The sequence below is a fragment of the Haloarcula sp. Atlit-120R genome (assembly GCF_003665885.1).
Classification (GTDB): domain Archaea; phylum Halobacteriota; class Halobacteria; order Halobacteriales; family Haloarculaceae; genus Haloarcula; species Haloarcula taiwanensis.
This window is the reverse complement of sequence record NZ_QPLN01000002.1, coordinates 758859-772221: the sequence shown is the minus strand read 5'-3', so window position 1 is coordinate 772221 and position 13363 is coordinate 758859. Positions and strand designations below refer to the sequence as shown.

General features: G+C 64.6%; 15 protein-coding genes. 3 read left to right on the top strand and 12 right to left on the bottom strand.

Annotated elements, in window-relative coordinates:
- The first annotated feature begins 36 nt into the window (after window positions 1–36).
- The gene (locus tag DVK01_RS11255) at window positions 37–486 is read left to right on the top strand and encodes a DUF5799 family protein (protein ID WP_121536852.1); all 450 of its coding nucleotides are present in this window, start codon (window positions 37–39) and stop codon (window positions 484–486) included.
- Here DVK01_RS11255 and DVK01_RS22230 read toward each other — a convergent pair.
- Entirely contained in the window at window positions 483–626 is a 144-nt protein-coding gene (locus DVK01_RS22230; protein WP_170083691.1) for a hypothetical protein, read from the bottom strand. The two genes, DVK01_RS11255 and DVK01_RS22230, sit on opposite strands and share 4 nt — an antisense overlap.
- A gap of 119 nt (window positions 627–745) precedes the next feature.
- Between DVK01_RS22230 and DVK01_RS11250 the strand changes: the two genes are divergently transcribed.
- Both DVK01_RS11250 and DVK01_RS11245 read left to right on the top strand, forming a co-directional pair.
- Window positions 746–1528, top strand: a complete 783-nt coding sequence (locus DVK01_RS11250; RefSeq protein WP_101349715.1) for a class I fructose-bisphosphate aldolase — start codon at window positions 746–748, stop codon at window positions 1526–1528.
- Window positions 1529–1531: 3 nt separating this feature from the next.
- Window positions 1532–2659, top strand: a complete 1128-nt coding sequence (locus DVK01_RS11245; RefSeq protein ID WP_121536707.1) for a hypothetical protein — start codon at window positions 1532–1534, stop codon at window positions 2657–2659.
- 40 nt (window positions 2660–2699) lie between these two features.
- On the opposite strand, the gene pfkB is transcribed toward DVK01_RS11245, so the two are convergent.
- From pfkB to ilvB, 11 genes are all read right to left on the bottom strand, one after another.
- The gene (gene pfkB / locus DVK01_RS11240) at window positions 2700–3608 is read right to left on the bottom strand and encodes a 1-phosphofructokinase (RefSeq protein WP_101349713.1); all 909 of its coding nucleotides are present in this window, start codon (window positions 3606–3608) and stop codon (window positions 2700–2702) included.
- On the bottom strand, window positions 3605–4366 hold the full coding sequence (gene glpR, locus DVK01_RS11235) for an HTH-type transcriptional regulator GlpR (protein ID WP_101349712.1): 762 nt from the start codon (window positions 4364–4366) through the stop codon (window positions 3605–3607). The genes pfkB and glpR overlap by 4 nt, the downstream gene beginning before the upstream one ends.
- A gap of 88 nt (window positions 4367–4454) precedes the next feature.
- Entirely contained in the window at window positions 4455–5438 is a 984-nt protein-coding gene (locus DVK01_RS11230; RefSeq protein ID WP_121536705.1) for an isocitrate/isopropylmalate dehydrogenase family protein, read from the bottom strand.
- Between the two features lie 387 nt (window positions 5439–5825).
- Window positions 5826–6587 (bottom strand): response regulator, encoded by a 762-nt coding sequence (locus DVK01_RS11225; RefSeq protein ID WP_101349710.1) that lies wholly within the window; start codon window positions 6585–6587, stop codon window positions 5826–5828.
- A gap of 93 nt (window positions 6588–6680) precedes the next feature.
- Entirely contained in the window at window positions 6681–7421 is a 741-nt protein-coding gene (locus DVK01_RS11220) for a DUF6293 family protein (protein ID WP_101349709.1), read from the bottom strand.
- 174 nt (window positions 7422–7595) lie between these two features.
- Window positions 7596–8240, bottom strand: a complete 645-nt coding sequence (gene leuD, locus DVK01_RS11215; RefSeq protein WP_101349708.1) for a 3-isopropylmalate dehydratase small subunit — start codon at window positions 8238–8240, stop codon at window positions 7596–7598.
- Window positions 8237–9658, bottom strand: a complete 1422-nt coding sequence (gene leuC / locus DVK01_RS11210; protein WP_121536703.1) for a 3-isopropylmalate dehydratase large subunit — start codon at window positions 9656–9658, stop codon at window positions 8237–8239. The genes leuD and leuC overlap by 4 nt, the downstream gene beginning before the upstream one ends.
- Entirely contained in the window at window positions 9655–9921 is a 267-nt protein-coding gene (locus tag DVK01_RS11205; protein ID WP_101349706.1) for a hypothetical protein, read from the bottom strand. Before DVK01_RS11205 ends, leuC begins: the two co-directional genes overlap by 4 nt.
- The gene (gene ilvC / locus DVK01_RS11200; protein ID WP_121536701.1) at window positions 9914–10945 is read right to left on the bottom strand and encodes a ketol-acid reductoisomerase; all 1032 of its coding nucleotides are present in this window, start codon (window positions 10943–10945) and stop codon (window positions 9914–9916) included. The genes DVK01_RS11205 and ilvC overlap by 8 nt, the downstream gene beginning before the upstream one ends.
- Window positions 10938–11525 (bottom strand): acetolactate synthase small subunit, encoded by a 588-nt coding sequence (ilvN, locus tag DVK01_RS11195; RefSeq protein ID WP_101349704.1) that lies wholly within the window; start codon window positions 11523–11525, stop codon window positions 10938–10940. The genes ilvC and ilvN overlap by 8 nt, the downstream gene beginning before the upstream one ends.
- Window positions 11526–11539: 14 nt before the next feature.
- Complete coding sequence (gene ilvB / locus DVK01_RS11190; protein WP_121510895.1) at window positions 11540–13297, bottom strand: biosynthetic-type acetolactate synthase large subunit; 1758 nt, start codon at window positions 13295–13297, stop codon at window positions 11540–11542.
- Window positions 13298–13363: the final 66 nt, after the last annotated feature.

Sequence of the window (13363 nt, the reverse complement as noted above, 5' to 3'; positions counted from 1 at the left end):
GAAACGCTCATACCGTCGGCCCGCAAACACCAGTCCATGAGTGACTCAGACTGGACCGACCGCATCGCCGGCGAACGGATGACGGTCGACCAGCAGTTCAACGAACAGGTCAAAGCGTCGTCGTTCTCCAGCCAGCAGTGGGGGCTGGTGATGACTGCCGTCGAGTTCGAGATCGAGAACCCGGAGGACCCGGACGCCGCTCGAATCGTCGCCGATACGTCGAAACTCTCCAGCGTCATGCCGGAGATGGAACGGGTCGCCAACCAGGGACCGATGGCCGGTCCCGGGGGCGACCAGTCCGGGAATTCGGGCGGCGGCCTCCTCTCTGGCGTCAAGGACGCGCTTGGACTGGGCGGGTCCGGTGGCGGGGACAAGCAACAGAAAGAAGAGGCGGCCCGGCTCGCACAGGCGTACGCTGAGCAACTACAGGAGAAACTGGAGTCGAACGGGCGCTGGAAGTCTGTCTGCGAGCAGGCACAGGGTTAGTCGCCGCTGTGAAACAGTGTTAGCTCCTCGGCCTCGTAGATGTTGATAAGTTCCGTCACGATGTCGTCGTACGACTCGTCCTCGACGCGAAGGTCATCGAGGCGCTCCACTGTCTCGGCATCCAGTTCCACGGATGGCATATCTGAACCTTTCAGTGGAACACACTTAATTCCCGCCCACAATCAAAAACAAACGCGAACAGTAGTAACAAATCAGAACCGAAAACGGTTAATGGTCGTTCTCGGTAGAAACACGACACATGCGACCACTGGGTGACTCACCGCTTGTACGGAACGACAAGACGCTCGTGCTGGCCCACGACCACGGACTGGAACACGGTCCCAAGCAGTTCAGCGGCGTCGAGGAGCGCCTCGACCCGCGTGAGGTGTTCGAGATGGCGACCCACGACGCCGTGACGGCGCTAGCTGTCGGGAAGGGCCTCGCCGAAACGTACTACCCGAGCTACGAGGACGACGTGAACCTGCTGGCGAAGCTCAACGGCGGCTCGGACCTCTGGATGGGTGACCCGTACTCGCCCCAGAACTGGTCGGTCGAGTACGCCGCCGAACTCGGTGCCGACGCCGTCGGCTACACCATTTATCCGGGCGTCAACCGCGAGACCGACATGTTCGAGGACTTCCGCCCGGTGCAGGAAAACGCCCGCGACCACGACCTGCCCATCGCCATGTGGTCGTACCCACGCGGACAGGCCATCAAGGAGCACCGCAGTCCCTCGACCATCGCCTACGCGGCCCGTATCGGGCTGGAACTGGGCGCTGACTTCACGAAGGTGAAATACCCCCGCGACAAGGAAGCGATGGCCCACGCCGTCCGCTCGGCGGCCGACAACCGCGTCCTGCTCTCCGGCGGGTCGAAGACTTCCGACCGCGACTTCCTCGAACTCGTCGAGGACTGCATGGACGTCGGCGTCGCCGGCCTCGCCGTCGGCCGCAACGTCTGGCAGCGCGACGACCCCTACGACATCCTCGACAAGCTCGAAGGCGTCATCTTCGAGGACGCGACCGCCGACGACGTCCTGTAGGCCATGGACGAGGAGACGCGCCGAGCCGTCGCCGCGGCGGACGAGGCGTTGCCTTACAGCGACGCGCTCCCCGACACTATCGACACCGGCCGGGTCGTCTTCGGCTTCGACGGCTACCTCGACCGCGTCCGGGAGGTCGTCGCCGACCGCATCGACCCCGAGAGCCACGAGCGCCTCGCCACGCTGGAAGGCTTTGGCGACCGTATCGACCGCTCCGTCGCTGCCGATAGTTCCCTCTCTTTCGAGTGGCTCCAGCAGGGCAACCGCACCGGCGGCCACACCAGCCACCTCGCGCGGGCCTTCGGCGGCTGGTCGTTCGACCCGGTGATGGTCGGGATGTACGGCGACCCGGTCCACGAGGCCTTCGAGTCGGAGTTCGGCGACTACGAACTCCACTCGCTTGGCGAACCCGGCGTCACCGACGCCGTCGAGTTCGACGACGGGAAGCTCATGCTCACCGAAATCGGCGACACGATGACGCTGGACTGGGCCGAACTCGACGCGGCCTTCGGCCACGACCGACTGGCTGAGACGCTGGACGGCGCGAGCCTGTTAGGGACCGGCTACTGGTCGGAGACGCCGGACCTGCCGACGGTCTTCGACGGTCTGCGCGACCTCTGGGGCGACATCGACGACCCGCCGGGGACGGTGCTGGTCGACCCTGGCGACGTGCGCAAACTCGACGCCGACCGCCTGCGGGCCGGCCGCGAGGCCATCGGCCGACTGGACGAGGTGACCGACGTGGTGGTCACCTCGAACCGCGCCGAGACGGGCGTGCTCGCCGACGCCTACGCAGGGGAAGGGGAGCGCTCGTTCGCCGAGGACGCCGAGGCGGTGTACGACGCGCTCGCGCCGACCTGGTTCGTCGGCCACGGCGTCGAACGCTCCGTCGTCGTCTCGGAGACGGGCACCGACAGCGTGGCCGTCCCCGCCGTCTCTGACCCGGAACTGACGACCAGCTCCGGCGACCACTTCAACGCCGGGCTCGGCCTCGCCCGCATCGCCGGCCTCCCGTCCGCCGCCGCCGTCGTCGTCGGCAACGCCGTCGCCGGCTACTTTGTTCGGACCGCCGACCAGCCGTCGCTGGCCGACGTGCGCGCGTTCGTCGACGACTACCTCGAGAAGTTCTGAGCGCCCCGCTTGGAGTTCTATTTCTGCGCGAAGCCCCGTCTTAGAGCCGCCGTACCGTCACACCGTCTCGGAGCGAGTCGATATCCGCTAGGTCGGGGACGGCCGTTCCGGCCCGCTGGACGACCTGCGCGGAGACGGCCACGCCGGTCCGGAGCGCCGTCTCGTCGTCCGCGCCGGCCTCCCAGGCGCTCAGGACGCCCGAGAGGAGCGCGTCGCCGGCCCCGACGGTGTCGACGACGTCGACGTCGAGCGCCTCGGCGTACAGACGGCCCGCGTCGCCGACGAGGACCGCGCCGTCCGGGCCGAGTGAGGCCAGCACGCGGTCGAAGCCCCGCTCACGGAACGTGTCCGCCGCGTCCGCACACCCCTCGACGGTGGACACGTCGGCCCCGGTCGCGTCGCCGAGTTCGGCGCGGTTGGGCTTGCAGAGCCCGTACTGGGCGTCGAGGGCCCGGAGCACGTCGCCGCCGGTGTCGACGACGGTCTCCCAGTCGCCGCCGGCCGCGATGCGGTCGATGGCCTCGGGGGACAGCCCCGGCGGCAGGCTCCCACCGACGAGCACGCGGTCGGGAGACTGCGCTCGCACCCGTTCGAGCAGCGAGTCGGCGACAGCCTCCTCGACGGTCGGCCCGGCCTGGTTCAGTTTGTACTCCTCCGCGGCCGCGATGGCGGTGGTGTTGAGCCGGGTTATCCCGTCTACGTCGACGAAGGCCGTCTCGACGCCGTCGCCCTGCAGCGTCTCCCGGATGAACGAGCCGGTGAACCCGCCCAGCAGTCCCGTCGCGACGCAGGGCCGGTCCATCGCGGTGAGCAGTTGCGCGGCGTTGATACCCTTCCCGCCCGCGTCAAACTGCGCGCTGTCGGCCCGCATGACGCGGTCGGGGGCCATCTGTTCCTCGAACTGGACTGTCTGGTCGACTGCAGGGTTGTAGGTGACGGTGACAATCATGTGCTGACCTCCTCAACGGGCACGTCGGCGTCTGCGAGCGCTGTGGCGAGTGCCCCCGACGGGCTGGCGTCGGTGACGAGCAAATCGACCTGGTCCAGGTCGGCGAAACTGACGAAGCTCCGGTCGCCGAACTTCGACGCGTCGGCGACCAGCACGACCCTGCGGGCGCGTTCGACCATCAGTTCCTTGACGGCCGCCTCGTCCTCGTTTGGCGTCGACAGCCCGGCGGCGCTGTCGAGGGCGTTGGTCCCCAGGAACAGCAGGTCGAAGTTCATCCGCTCGATGGCGCGCTCGGCCGTCGGGCCGACGAGCGCGCGGGTTCGGGGCCGCAGACTGCCACCGGTGAGTTTGGCGTCAACGTCCCGTTCGGCCAGTTCTGTCGCGAGGTCCGGCATGTTCGTCGCCGCGACATAATCACTGTCCGGAACCGCACGGGCCACTTCCATTGTCGTCGAACCCGCGTCGAAACAGACGACCTGTCCCTCCCGGACCTCCTGCGCGGCTCGCTCCGCAATCGCTTGTTTCTCGGCGTAGTGGTCGACCTCACGCTGGCCGTAGGGTCGTTCGGTGCCGACAGAGGACGCCGGTACCGCGCCGCCGTGGGATCGCTCGATCCGGCCTTCGGATTCCAAATCCCGGAGGTCGCGGCGTATCGTCGCCTTCGAGAACTCCAGTTCCGCGGCCAGCTCCGACACTGAACAGCCGTCTCGCTCTGTCACCAACTGGACGATAGTGCGCTTTCGCTCGGCCGGGAGCATTCTTTCGGGCGTGATTGTTTCGCTTCGGTTTTACCTCTTTCTATTGGACCGTGCTTGTTTCTGCCCAGATAGAACGCGAGAAAACTGCTTACAGTTCGTCGATAACCGCGGCGGTTACGTCCGCAGTAGACGCGTCGCCGCCCAGATCCGGCGTTCGAGGGCCTGAGTCGAGCACGGACTCGACAGCCGTTCGGACTGCATCGCCCTGTTCGTCGTAGCCGAGGTGGTCGAGCAACATCGCTGCGGAGAGAATCATCGCTGACGGGTTAGCGATGCTCTCACCAGCGATATCGGGCGCGGAGCCGTGAACCGGCTCGAACAGCGCGTTCTCCTCGCCGATGTTGGCCGACGGCAGCAGGCCGAGGCCGCCGACGAGGCCCGCAGCAAGGTCCGACAGCATGTCGCCGGCGAGGTTCGGACAGATGACGACGCCGTAGTCCTGAGGGTTCATCACGAGGTGCATCGCCAGCGCGTCCATCAGCGCGGTGTCGTAGGACGCCCCCCGGTCGTCGCCGACCGCCGAGGCCGCATCGAGGAACAGGCCGTCGGTGGTGCGCATGACGTTGGCCTTGTGGGCGATAGTCACATCGTCGTAGTCGTTTTGCTTCGCGTAGCTGAAGCCGTACTCGGCGATTTTCTCCGAGGCGTCCTCAGTGATGACACGCGTGCAGGTGGTGACGCCGTCGGCGATTTCGCTCTCGATGCCCTTGTAGACGCCCTCGGTATTCTCCCGGATGAACACGATGTCGGTGTCGGGCTGGACGGCGTCTAGACCAGGATACGAACGGGCTGGGCGGACGTTGGCGAACGAGCCGACAACCTGCCGGAGCGGCAAGATTACGTCGGCCGCCGTCTCACCGGCCGCGCCGAACAGCGTCGCGTCGGCGTCAGCCGCCAAGTCACGCGTCTCCTGCGGGAGCGCCTCGCCGGTTGCTTCCTTCACTGCGTCGCCGGCCTCGCCCTCAACAAAGTCGAAGTCGACGGTATCGATGGCCTCCAGCACTTCCACCGCAGCGGGTGTGACCTCCTGTCCGATTCCATCGCCGGGAATAACGGCTATCTCGTGTGTCATGGCGGGAGGGACGTAGCCGCCCGGTGAAAGTGGTTCGGTTCCGACCGTCTCCCGCGAATCGCCGGTGCACCACATGCGAGTGACCGGTTCGCGCTATCGGCGCGGCAGCGAAGAAAACGACGAACAGTGGACACGCTCAGGGGAATGGCACGGGTGACCAGCGGACGACGTGAGCGTGTGGAGGGCCGAAGCGAATCAGGGGTGAGCGCTGGCGACCCGTGCGCAACTGTTCGTAGCGATGGTGGCTATGTATGTTCTATCTCAATACTACGAACACAGTTGATACTATGTATACTAACAATACAATCTGTGCTACTGGTGTACGCCATGGACTGAGACAGACTACCAGAGTCATCTACGAATACGGTCCTCGCAACCGCCCGCCAGCTATCGGTACAGCATCGCCTGCGCGACCTTCTCACCGCGGTAGTAGCCGGGTGCGGTGGCAACTGTCGCTGTCTTCGTCTCTCCTTCGACGGTCACCACGCGGTACTCCCGTTCCGGAACCGAGATGTCCTCACGCATCAGCCGCTGGAACCGCTTTCTAGCCGCCTCCCGGTCGTCGGGGTGGAGAAAGTCGCTCGCCTTCTTCCCAGCAATCTCGGTGAAGGAATCCGCATCGAGAAATGCGACGGCCGCCTCGTTAGCGTACAGAGCTTCCCAGTTATGATCAAAGAGGAGGATCGGGATCGGTGCAGTGTCGACGAGATTGTGGTATCTGTCTTCCGTGCGCCGCACCGCGGTTTCGGCTCGACTGCTCCGGACCGCGTTCCTGACCCGGTTTGCCAGCACGGTGTACTGCTCTGTCCCGGTCCCCTTCTGGAGGTAATCGGTGACCCCGGCCGAAATCGCTCGGCTTGCGATTTCTTCCGAGCCCTTGCCGGTAAACAGGAGAAACGGGAGTCCGGGATAGTCGTCTCTGACCAGTTCGAGAAAGTCCAGCCCGTCCTTTTGCGGCATATCGTAGTCACTGACGACGCAATCGACCCGGGCGTCCTGAAGCACTGTCAGCGCGTCATCAACGCTCGTCGCGGTCTCAACGGAGAACGCGTCGTCTTCCCGTTCGAGGAACTCCGAGACGATATCGGCGAAGCCGGAATCGTCGTCAACGTGGAGCACTCTGATGTTATCTATCGAGAAGTGGTCCATGCGGGCGTCTCCCAACTGTATGCAGGTATCGTGTGAAACCACGAAAGCGTTGGGTTGTATTTTAGATGGTATGACAATCGAGACAACAGAAGCTCAGAGCTTGTGTCGGAACGCGTGGAGGACGTTCTCTCCGGTCTCGGTCAGTTCCACCTGCTTCGTCCGACCGACATCGTTGACCTCAATGTAGCCGTCTTCGACCAGCGGGTCGACGATGTTGGCGTTCAACAGCGCGAACTTCGCTTTCTCGTTTGCCGGGTCCGCATCGTCGATGAACGAAAGCCGGGCGTCCTCAGCGAACCCGATGAGGTCCGATTTCTTTGCCGTGTACTTGTCTGTATTTGTCCGCGTGAGATAGTCCAGCACTGCGACCTGGTCACGGGAAATGGCTTCGATGGGGTACGAGGGGAGGACCTCCGCGCGGTCCATCCCGCGTGTGAGAGGCTTCGCTGAAATCGGTGGGACGTGTTCTTCTGGGTGGACGTAGTAGGCCGTCGCCGCTGTGGCCATACATGCGATTGCGCTCCCGATAGCTGCCACCTTGGGTCCTGTAGAGACGTTGACGCGTACGATGTCCTCGGGATGGTCGGCGGTCAGTGTCGTGACCTCGGCCAGCACATCATACAGGTCGTGTAAATCTGTTTGTCGTAGTTCGACGCTGACACCGTCGGCGTCCAGTTCTTCGATAAGTGCTTGCTGATACGGTGTCAACCGTGACAGCTCCGGCGTCGCCGTGAGGAGGTATACGTCGTCAGCGTTGTGCTGGTGAATCGGCTCGGTGACCCGGTCGCGTTCGTGTCCCAGCGGCGCGATGTGTATCTCCCGAATCTGATCCATGCGGGAAGAACGCGCCCCGCACAGCTATTGGTCTTGCCATCTCCAAGGGAGAAATCGACAGAGGCCGACGGTAGTAGCTGCCCTCCGCGATCTGGATATCGGCGCTTCAAAATGAGCGCACTGCGCGCACGGCTCTGCCGTCCGCACAAACCGAGGTCACAAAGTGACCTCGCGTCAATCGTCCGCTTCGATATCCGACCGCGTCTGATCGAGGTACGGCAACTGCGAGGCTGTCTCCTCGATAGCGTTCTTGTTAGCCTTCATCAGCGCCGTCGTGTCCCAGTTGCCCTCGACGAGCGCCTCGCGCTGGGCGCGGTCAACGCTGACGTTGATCTCGTTGTCGCCGTAGGTGACAGTCTCCGCTCGCACGTCAACCTCAATCTCGCCGTCGGGGTTGTCATCAACCCACTGCTGGAGCGCGTTGATCGTCTCGTGGTCGGCGGTGACCGTCGGGATGCCGAGCGCGAGACAGTTCCCGGCGAAAATCTCTGCGAAGCCCTCGCCGATGATGGCGTCGATGCCCCAACGCATCAGGGCCTGTGGCGCGTGTTCGCGGGAGGAGCCACAGCCGAAGTTGTTGTTGACGACCATCACGTTCGAGTCCTGAAACCGCTCCTCGTTGAACGGGTGGTCCTTCTCGTTGTCCTCGTCGTCGAACCGCAGGTCGAAGAAGGCGAACTCGCCCAGCCCGTCGAAGGTGACGACCTTCATGAACCGCGCCGGGATGATCTGATCCGTGTCGATGTCGTTCCCGCGAATCGGGATGCCGGAACCCTCGACGTAATCGACCGACGGGATGTCCTCAGTGGGGTCGCTCACGCTAAATTCACCTCCTTCAGTTCGCGCACGTCAGAGACCTCGCCAGTGATGGCCGCGGCGGCCACCATCCGGGGGTTCATCAGGACCGTGCGGCCGTCCTTGCTGCCCTGCCGACCGACGAAGTTCCGGTTGGAGGAAGAGGCACAGGCCTCGTCGCCCTCCAGTTGGTCCTCGTTCATGCCCAGGCACATCGAACAGCCGGCGTTTCGCCACTCGAAGCCGGCCTTCTCAAAGATGTCCTTGAGCCCTTCTTCCTCGGCGGCGCGCTGGACGCGCTGGCTGCCGGGGACGACGAACGCGCGCACGTCGTCGGCGACTTCTCGGCCCTTGACGATGCGAGCCGCGCGTCGCAGGTCGGGGAGTCGAGCGTTCGTACAGGAGCCGAGGAAGGCCACGTCAATGTCGTAGCCTTCCATGGTCTCGCCGGGCTCGACGCGCATGTGCTCCTGAGCGCGGCGGGCGGTGTCGACCTTGTCGTCGGCCAGCGACTCGGGTTCCGGAATCGGGTCGTCGATGCCGATGCCCTGGCCGGGTGTGGTTCCCCAGGTGACGACCGGGTCCAGTTCGCTGGCGTCGATTTCGACGACGTCGTCGTATTCGGCGTCGTCGTCCGAGCGGATGGACTCCCAGTACGGCTTGAGTTCCGCGAACTTCTCGGGGTGCTCCTGGAAGTAGTCCGTCTGCTCCAGCCACTCGTAGGTGGTCTCGTCGGGGTTGACGTAGCCCGCGCGAGCGCCGCCCTCGATGGACATGTTACAGATGGACATCCGCCCCTCCATGTCGAGGTTCTCGATGGTCTCGCCGGCGTACTCGTAGACGTAGCCGACGCCACCCTCGGTGCCGAGCCGGCGGATGATTTCGAGGATGATGTCCTTGGCCTCGACGCCCTCGTCGAGTTCGCCGGAGACCTCTATCTTGCGGACCTTCTGTTTCTCCATCGCGATGGTCTGGGTGGCCAGCACGTCCCGAATCTGGCTGGTCCCGATACCAAAGGCGAGCGCACCGAAGGCACCATGAGTCGATGTGTGGCTGTCGCCACAGACGATAGTCTTGCCGGGCTGGGTGATGCCCTGCTCCGGGCCGATGACGTGGACGATCCCCTGATCGCCCGTCGTCGGGTCGGAAAACTGGATGCCGGCGTCGCGGACGTTCTCTTCGAGTTCGGCCATCATCGTCTCGGCCGCGTCGTCGCTGTAGGGCCGGTCCTGGTTCGCGGTTGGGACGATGTGGTCAACTGTCGCGTGGGTCAGGTCCGGGCGCGCGACTTCGAGGCCGCGCTCTTTGAGCATACCAAAGGCCTGCGGGCTGGTGACCTCATGAATGAGGTGCAGCCCGACGAACAGTTGGTCCTGACCGTTCGGCAGGGTTGTGACCTTGTGCTGGTCCCATACCTTGTCGTACAGCGTTCCCGAACTCATACTGTCTCGTCCCGTCCTTCAGTTCCGCGCTCGTACGCGCGGGTGACACCCTCGTCGGGAGCTTCGTGGTCGATGTCTTCCATCGTCTCGTCAGTCTCCTCCTCCGCATCGCGTTCGCCGCCGTCGGCAGCCACAACCGGGCCGCGGCGGAACACCGCGCCGAAGGTCCCGTTCGTCTCGGGGTGGGTGTGCTCGATGCTGCCCATCGTTGTGCGCGATTCGCTCTGTTCGCCGTCCGTCGTATCCGTGCGTTCGTTAGTCATCTGCTGGAGCTTCTGTCTTCTCTGCGTCGGCGTCCTCGCCCCACGCGAACAGTTCGCGCAGGTTCTCGCCGACGGCTTCGATCTGGTGGTTCTGTTCTGCGTCGCGATACTGCTTGTAGGCGGGTCGGTTGGCCTGGTTCTCGTTGATCCACTCGCGAGCGAACTCGCCGTTCTGGACCTCTTCGAGAATCTTCTCCATACCCTCGCGGTCGATGACTTCCTCGCCGCGGGTCAACCCACCGTACTCGGCGGTGTCGGAGACGGAGTTCCACATGCCCATGTGGCCGCCCTCGTACATCAGGTCGACAATGAGCTTGAGTTCGTTCAGACACTCGAAGTAGGCCATCTCCGGGGCGTAGCCGGCATCGACCAGCGTCTCGAAGCCGGCCTTGACCATCTCGGTGACGCCGCCACAGAGGACGGCCTGCTCGCCGAAGAGGTCCGTCTCGACCTCCTCCTGGAAGGACGTCTCGATGACCCCGGCGCGAGTGCAGCCGATGCCCTTGGCGTAGGCCAGGGACTCCTCCTTGGCGTTGCCGGTCGCGTCCTGATACACTGCGATGAGACCCGGCGTTCCCTCGCCGCGCTCGTAGGTCCGGCGCACGAGGTGACCGGGGGACTTCGGCGCGACCATCGTCACGTCCACGTCCTCCGGCGGTTCGATCTGGCCGTAGTGGATGTTGAAGCCGTGGGCGAACTGGAGCGTGTCGCCGGCGTCGAGTTCGTCCTCGATGGCCTCGTACACGGCCGGCTGAATCGTGTCGGGGACGAGCATCACGACGCGGTCTGCCTCACCGGCGGCCACGTCGGGGGTCTCGACCCGGAGGCCGGCGGCCTCGGCGTCGGCCCAGGAAGACGAATCCTCCCGGAGACCGACGATTACGTCTACGCCGGACTCGTGGAGGTTCAGCGCGTGGGCGTGGCCCTGCGACCCGTATCCCAGCACGGCTACGGTCTCGTCGTCGATAGTCGATACGTCAGCGTCCTCGTCGTAATAGACTGTTGTGGTAAGTTCGTCAGACATCTTTCTCTAATGTTTTCGGGCCGCGTTCCAGTGCGGCGGCCCCGGTTCGCACAATCTCCTGCACGTCGAACTGCTTGAACGCCTCGATGGCGGCGTCGATCTTCTGCTTGCTGCCCGTAATCTCGACGGTGACAGAGTCGGTCGACGCGTCGACGGCCTGCCCGTTGTACATGTCGGCGACGGCGTTGACGTCGTCGGGCTTCTCGCCGCTGACTTTCACCAGCGCGAGCTCCCGGCGGACGGCCTCGCCTTCGAGTTCCCTGACCGAGATGACGGGAACGAGCTTCCGCAGTTGCTTTTTCGCCTGGTCGATCCCCGGGTCCGGCTCCTCGATGAGGATCGTCATCCGGGCTGTGTCCTCGTCGACTGTTGGCCCGACGGTGAGACTTTCGATGTTGAACTGCCGCCGGCTGAACAGCGCCGACACCTCCGACAGCACGCCCGGTCGGTGTTTGACCAGCGCGGACAGCACCGCCTGGCGCGGTTCGTGTGTCACTTCGGCCTCGGGGTCGACGCGGATTCCCTGCGTGTTGCGTCGGCCCTTCGGGCGCATCCGTTCGTCCGGCGCGGGGCCTGGCATTCCTCCAGTCATTGTTAGATCATGTCCAGATGGTCTTCGTTGAGCGCGAACAGGCCGTTGTCACCGCCGCTGGGGACCATCGGGAAGACGTTCTCCCCGGGGTCGATATGGGCGTCGATGACGCTCGGGCCGTCGTAGTCGCGTGCTTCCTGTATCGTCTCCTCGACGTTCTCGTAGGATTCGAGCGTGAACCCGCGTGCGCCGAAGGCCTCAGCGAGCTTGTCGAACTGCGGAATCCACGGGTACTCCGAGGCCATCCGGCGGCCCTCGTAGAAGCCGTCCTGCCACTGCCGGACCATCCCGACCGCCTCATTGTTGAGGACGACGTAGGTGATGTCCAGTTGCTCTCGAACGGCGACGGAAAGGCCCTGGACAGTCATCAGGAACGAGCCGTCGCCGTCGAAGCAGACGACCTCCTGGTCCGGGGCGGCGAGTTTCGCGCCGATAGCGGCGGGCACGCCGTACCCCATCGTCCCGAGACCATGGGAAGACACCCACGTGCGGGGTTCGGTGTACTCCCAGAACTGGGAGGCCCACATCTGGTGCTGGCCGACGCCGGTACAGACGATGGTGTCGTCAGGAGTCACGTCCGAGAAGCGCTCGACGACGTACTGCGGCTTCAACGGCTCGTCGTCGGGCGTGTCGTACTCCATCGGGTACTCGTCTTTCCAGGTCTGGCACTGGTCGCGCCACTCGTCGGCGTCCGGTGCGCGCGGCATCGCATCGAACAGCTGCCGCAGCACGTTCCGGGCGTCCCCGATGAGTGGGTAGTCAGCGTAGACGTTTTTGCTGATTTCGGCGGGGTCGATGTCGACGTGGATGACCTCCGCGTCGGGGGCGAAGGAGTCGACGCCCCCGGTCAGGCGGTCGTCGAAGCGCGTCCCGATAGCCAGCATGCAGTCGGTGTTGCTAATCGCCATGTTGGCGTAGCCGGTGCCGTGCATCCCGGCCCACTCCAGTGAGAGTTCGTGGTCTTCGGGGAAGGAGCCGATACCGGGCATCGTCGTGATGACCGGAATCTCGTACTCCGTGGCGAACTCACGGAGCGCGCTCGACGCGTTCGCCTTGATGACGCCGCCGCCCGAGAGGATGACCGGGCGGTCGGCAGCGGCCAGTGCCTCTGCGGCTTCCTGAACGTTTTCGTCGTCGGCTTCCTCGGGCACGTCGTATGTGTCCGGGGTCTCGGGGACACCGGGTTCGACCTCGGTCTCGCCCTGGGTCACGTCCTTCGGAAGGTCGACCAGCGTCGGTCCCTGCCGGCCGGCATCGGCAAGCGCAAACGCTTCGCTGACATCGTCGCCGACTGTATCGGAGTCGGCGGCGAAGTAGCTCTCCTTCGTGATGGGCTGGGTGATGCCGACCGTGTCCGTCTCCTGGAAGGCGTCGTTGCCGACGAACTCCGTCGGGACCTGGCCGGTCAGTGCGATGACCGGGTCCGAATCCATGTTGGCGTCGGCGATGCCGGTCACGAGGTTCGTCGCGCCGGGCCCGGACGTGGCGAAACAGACGCCGGGGTCGCCGGTGACGATGCCGTACGCGTCTGCCGCGTGTGAGGCCCCCTGTTCGTGGGCCATCGTGACGTGGTTGATGTCTGAGTCGTACAGCGCGTCGTAGACGGGCATGATCGCGCCGCCCTGAACGCCGAAGACGTAGTCTGTCCCGGCGTTTTCAAGCGCACGGATGACCGATTGTGCGCCCGTTGTGACCGGTTCCGGTTCGGTTTCTGGCTCCGTGTCGTCCTCTTCCTTGGGGACGGATGCGCGTTCGCTCATCGTGTTAGCCCTCCGTCTGTTCGTGTTCGGGGTCGATACCGCGGTGATGTGTGTGCTGCGTGCATG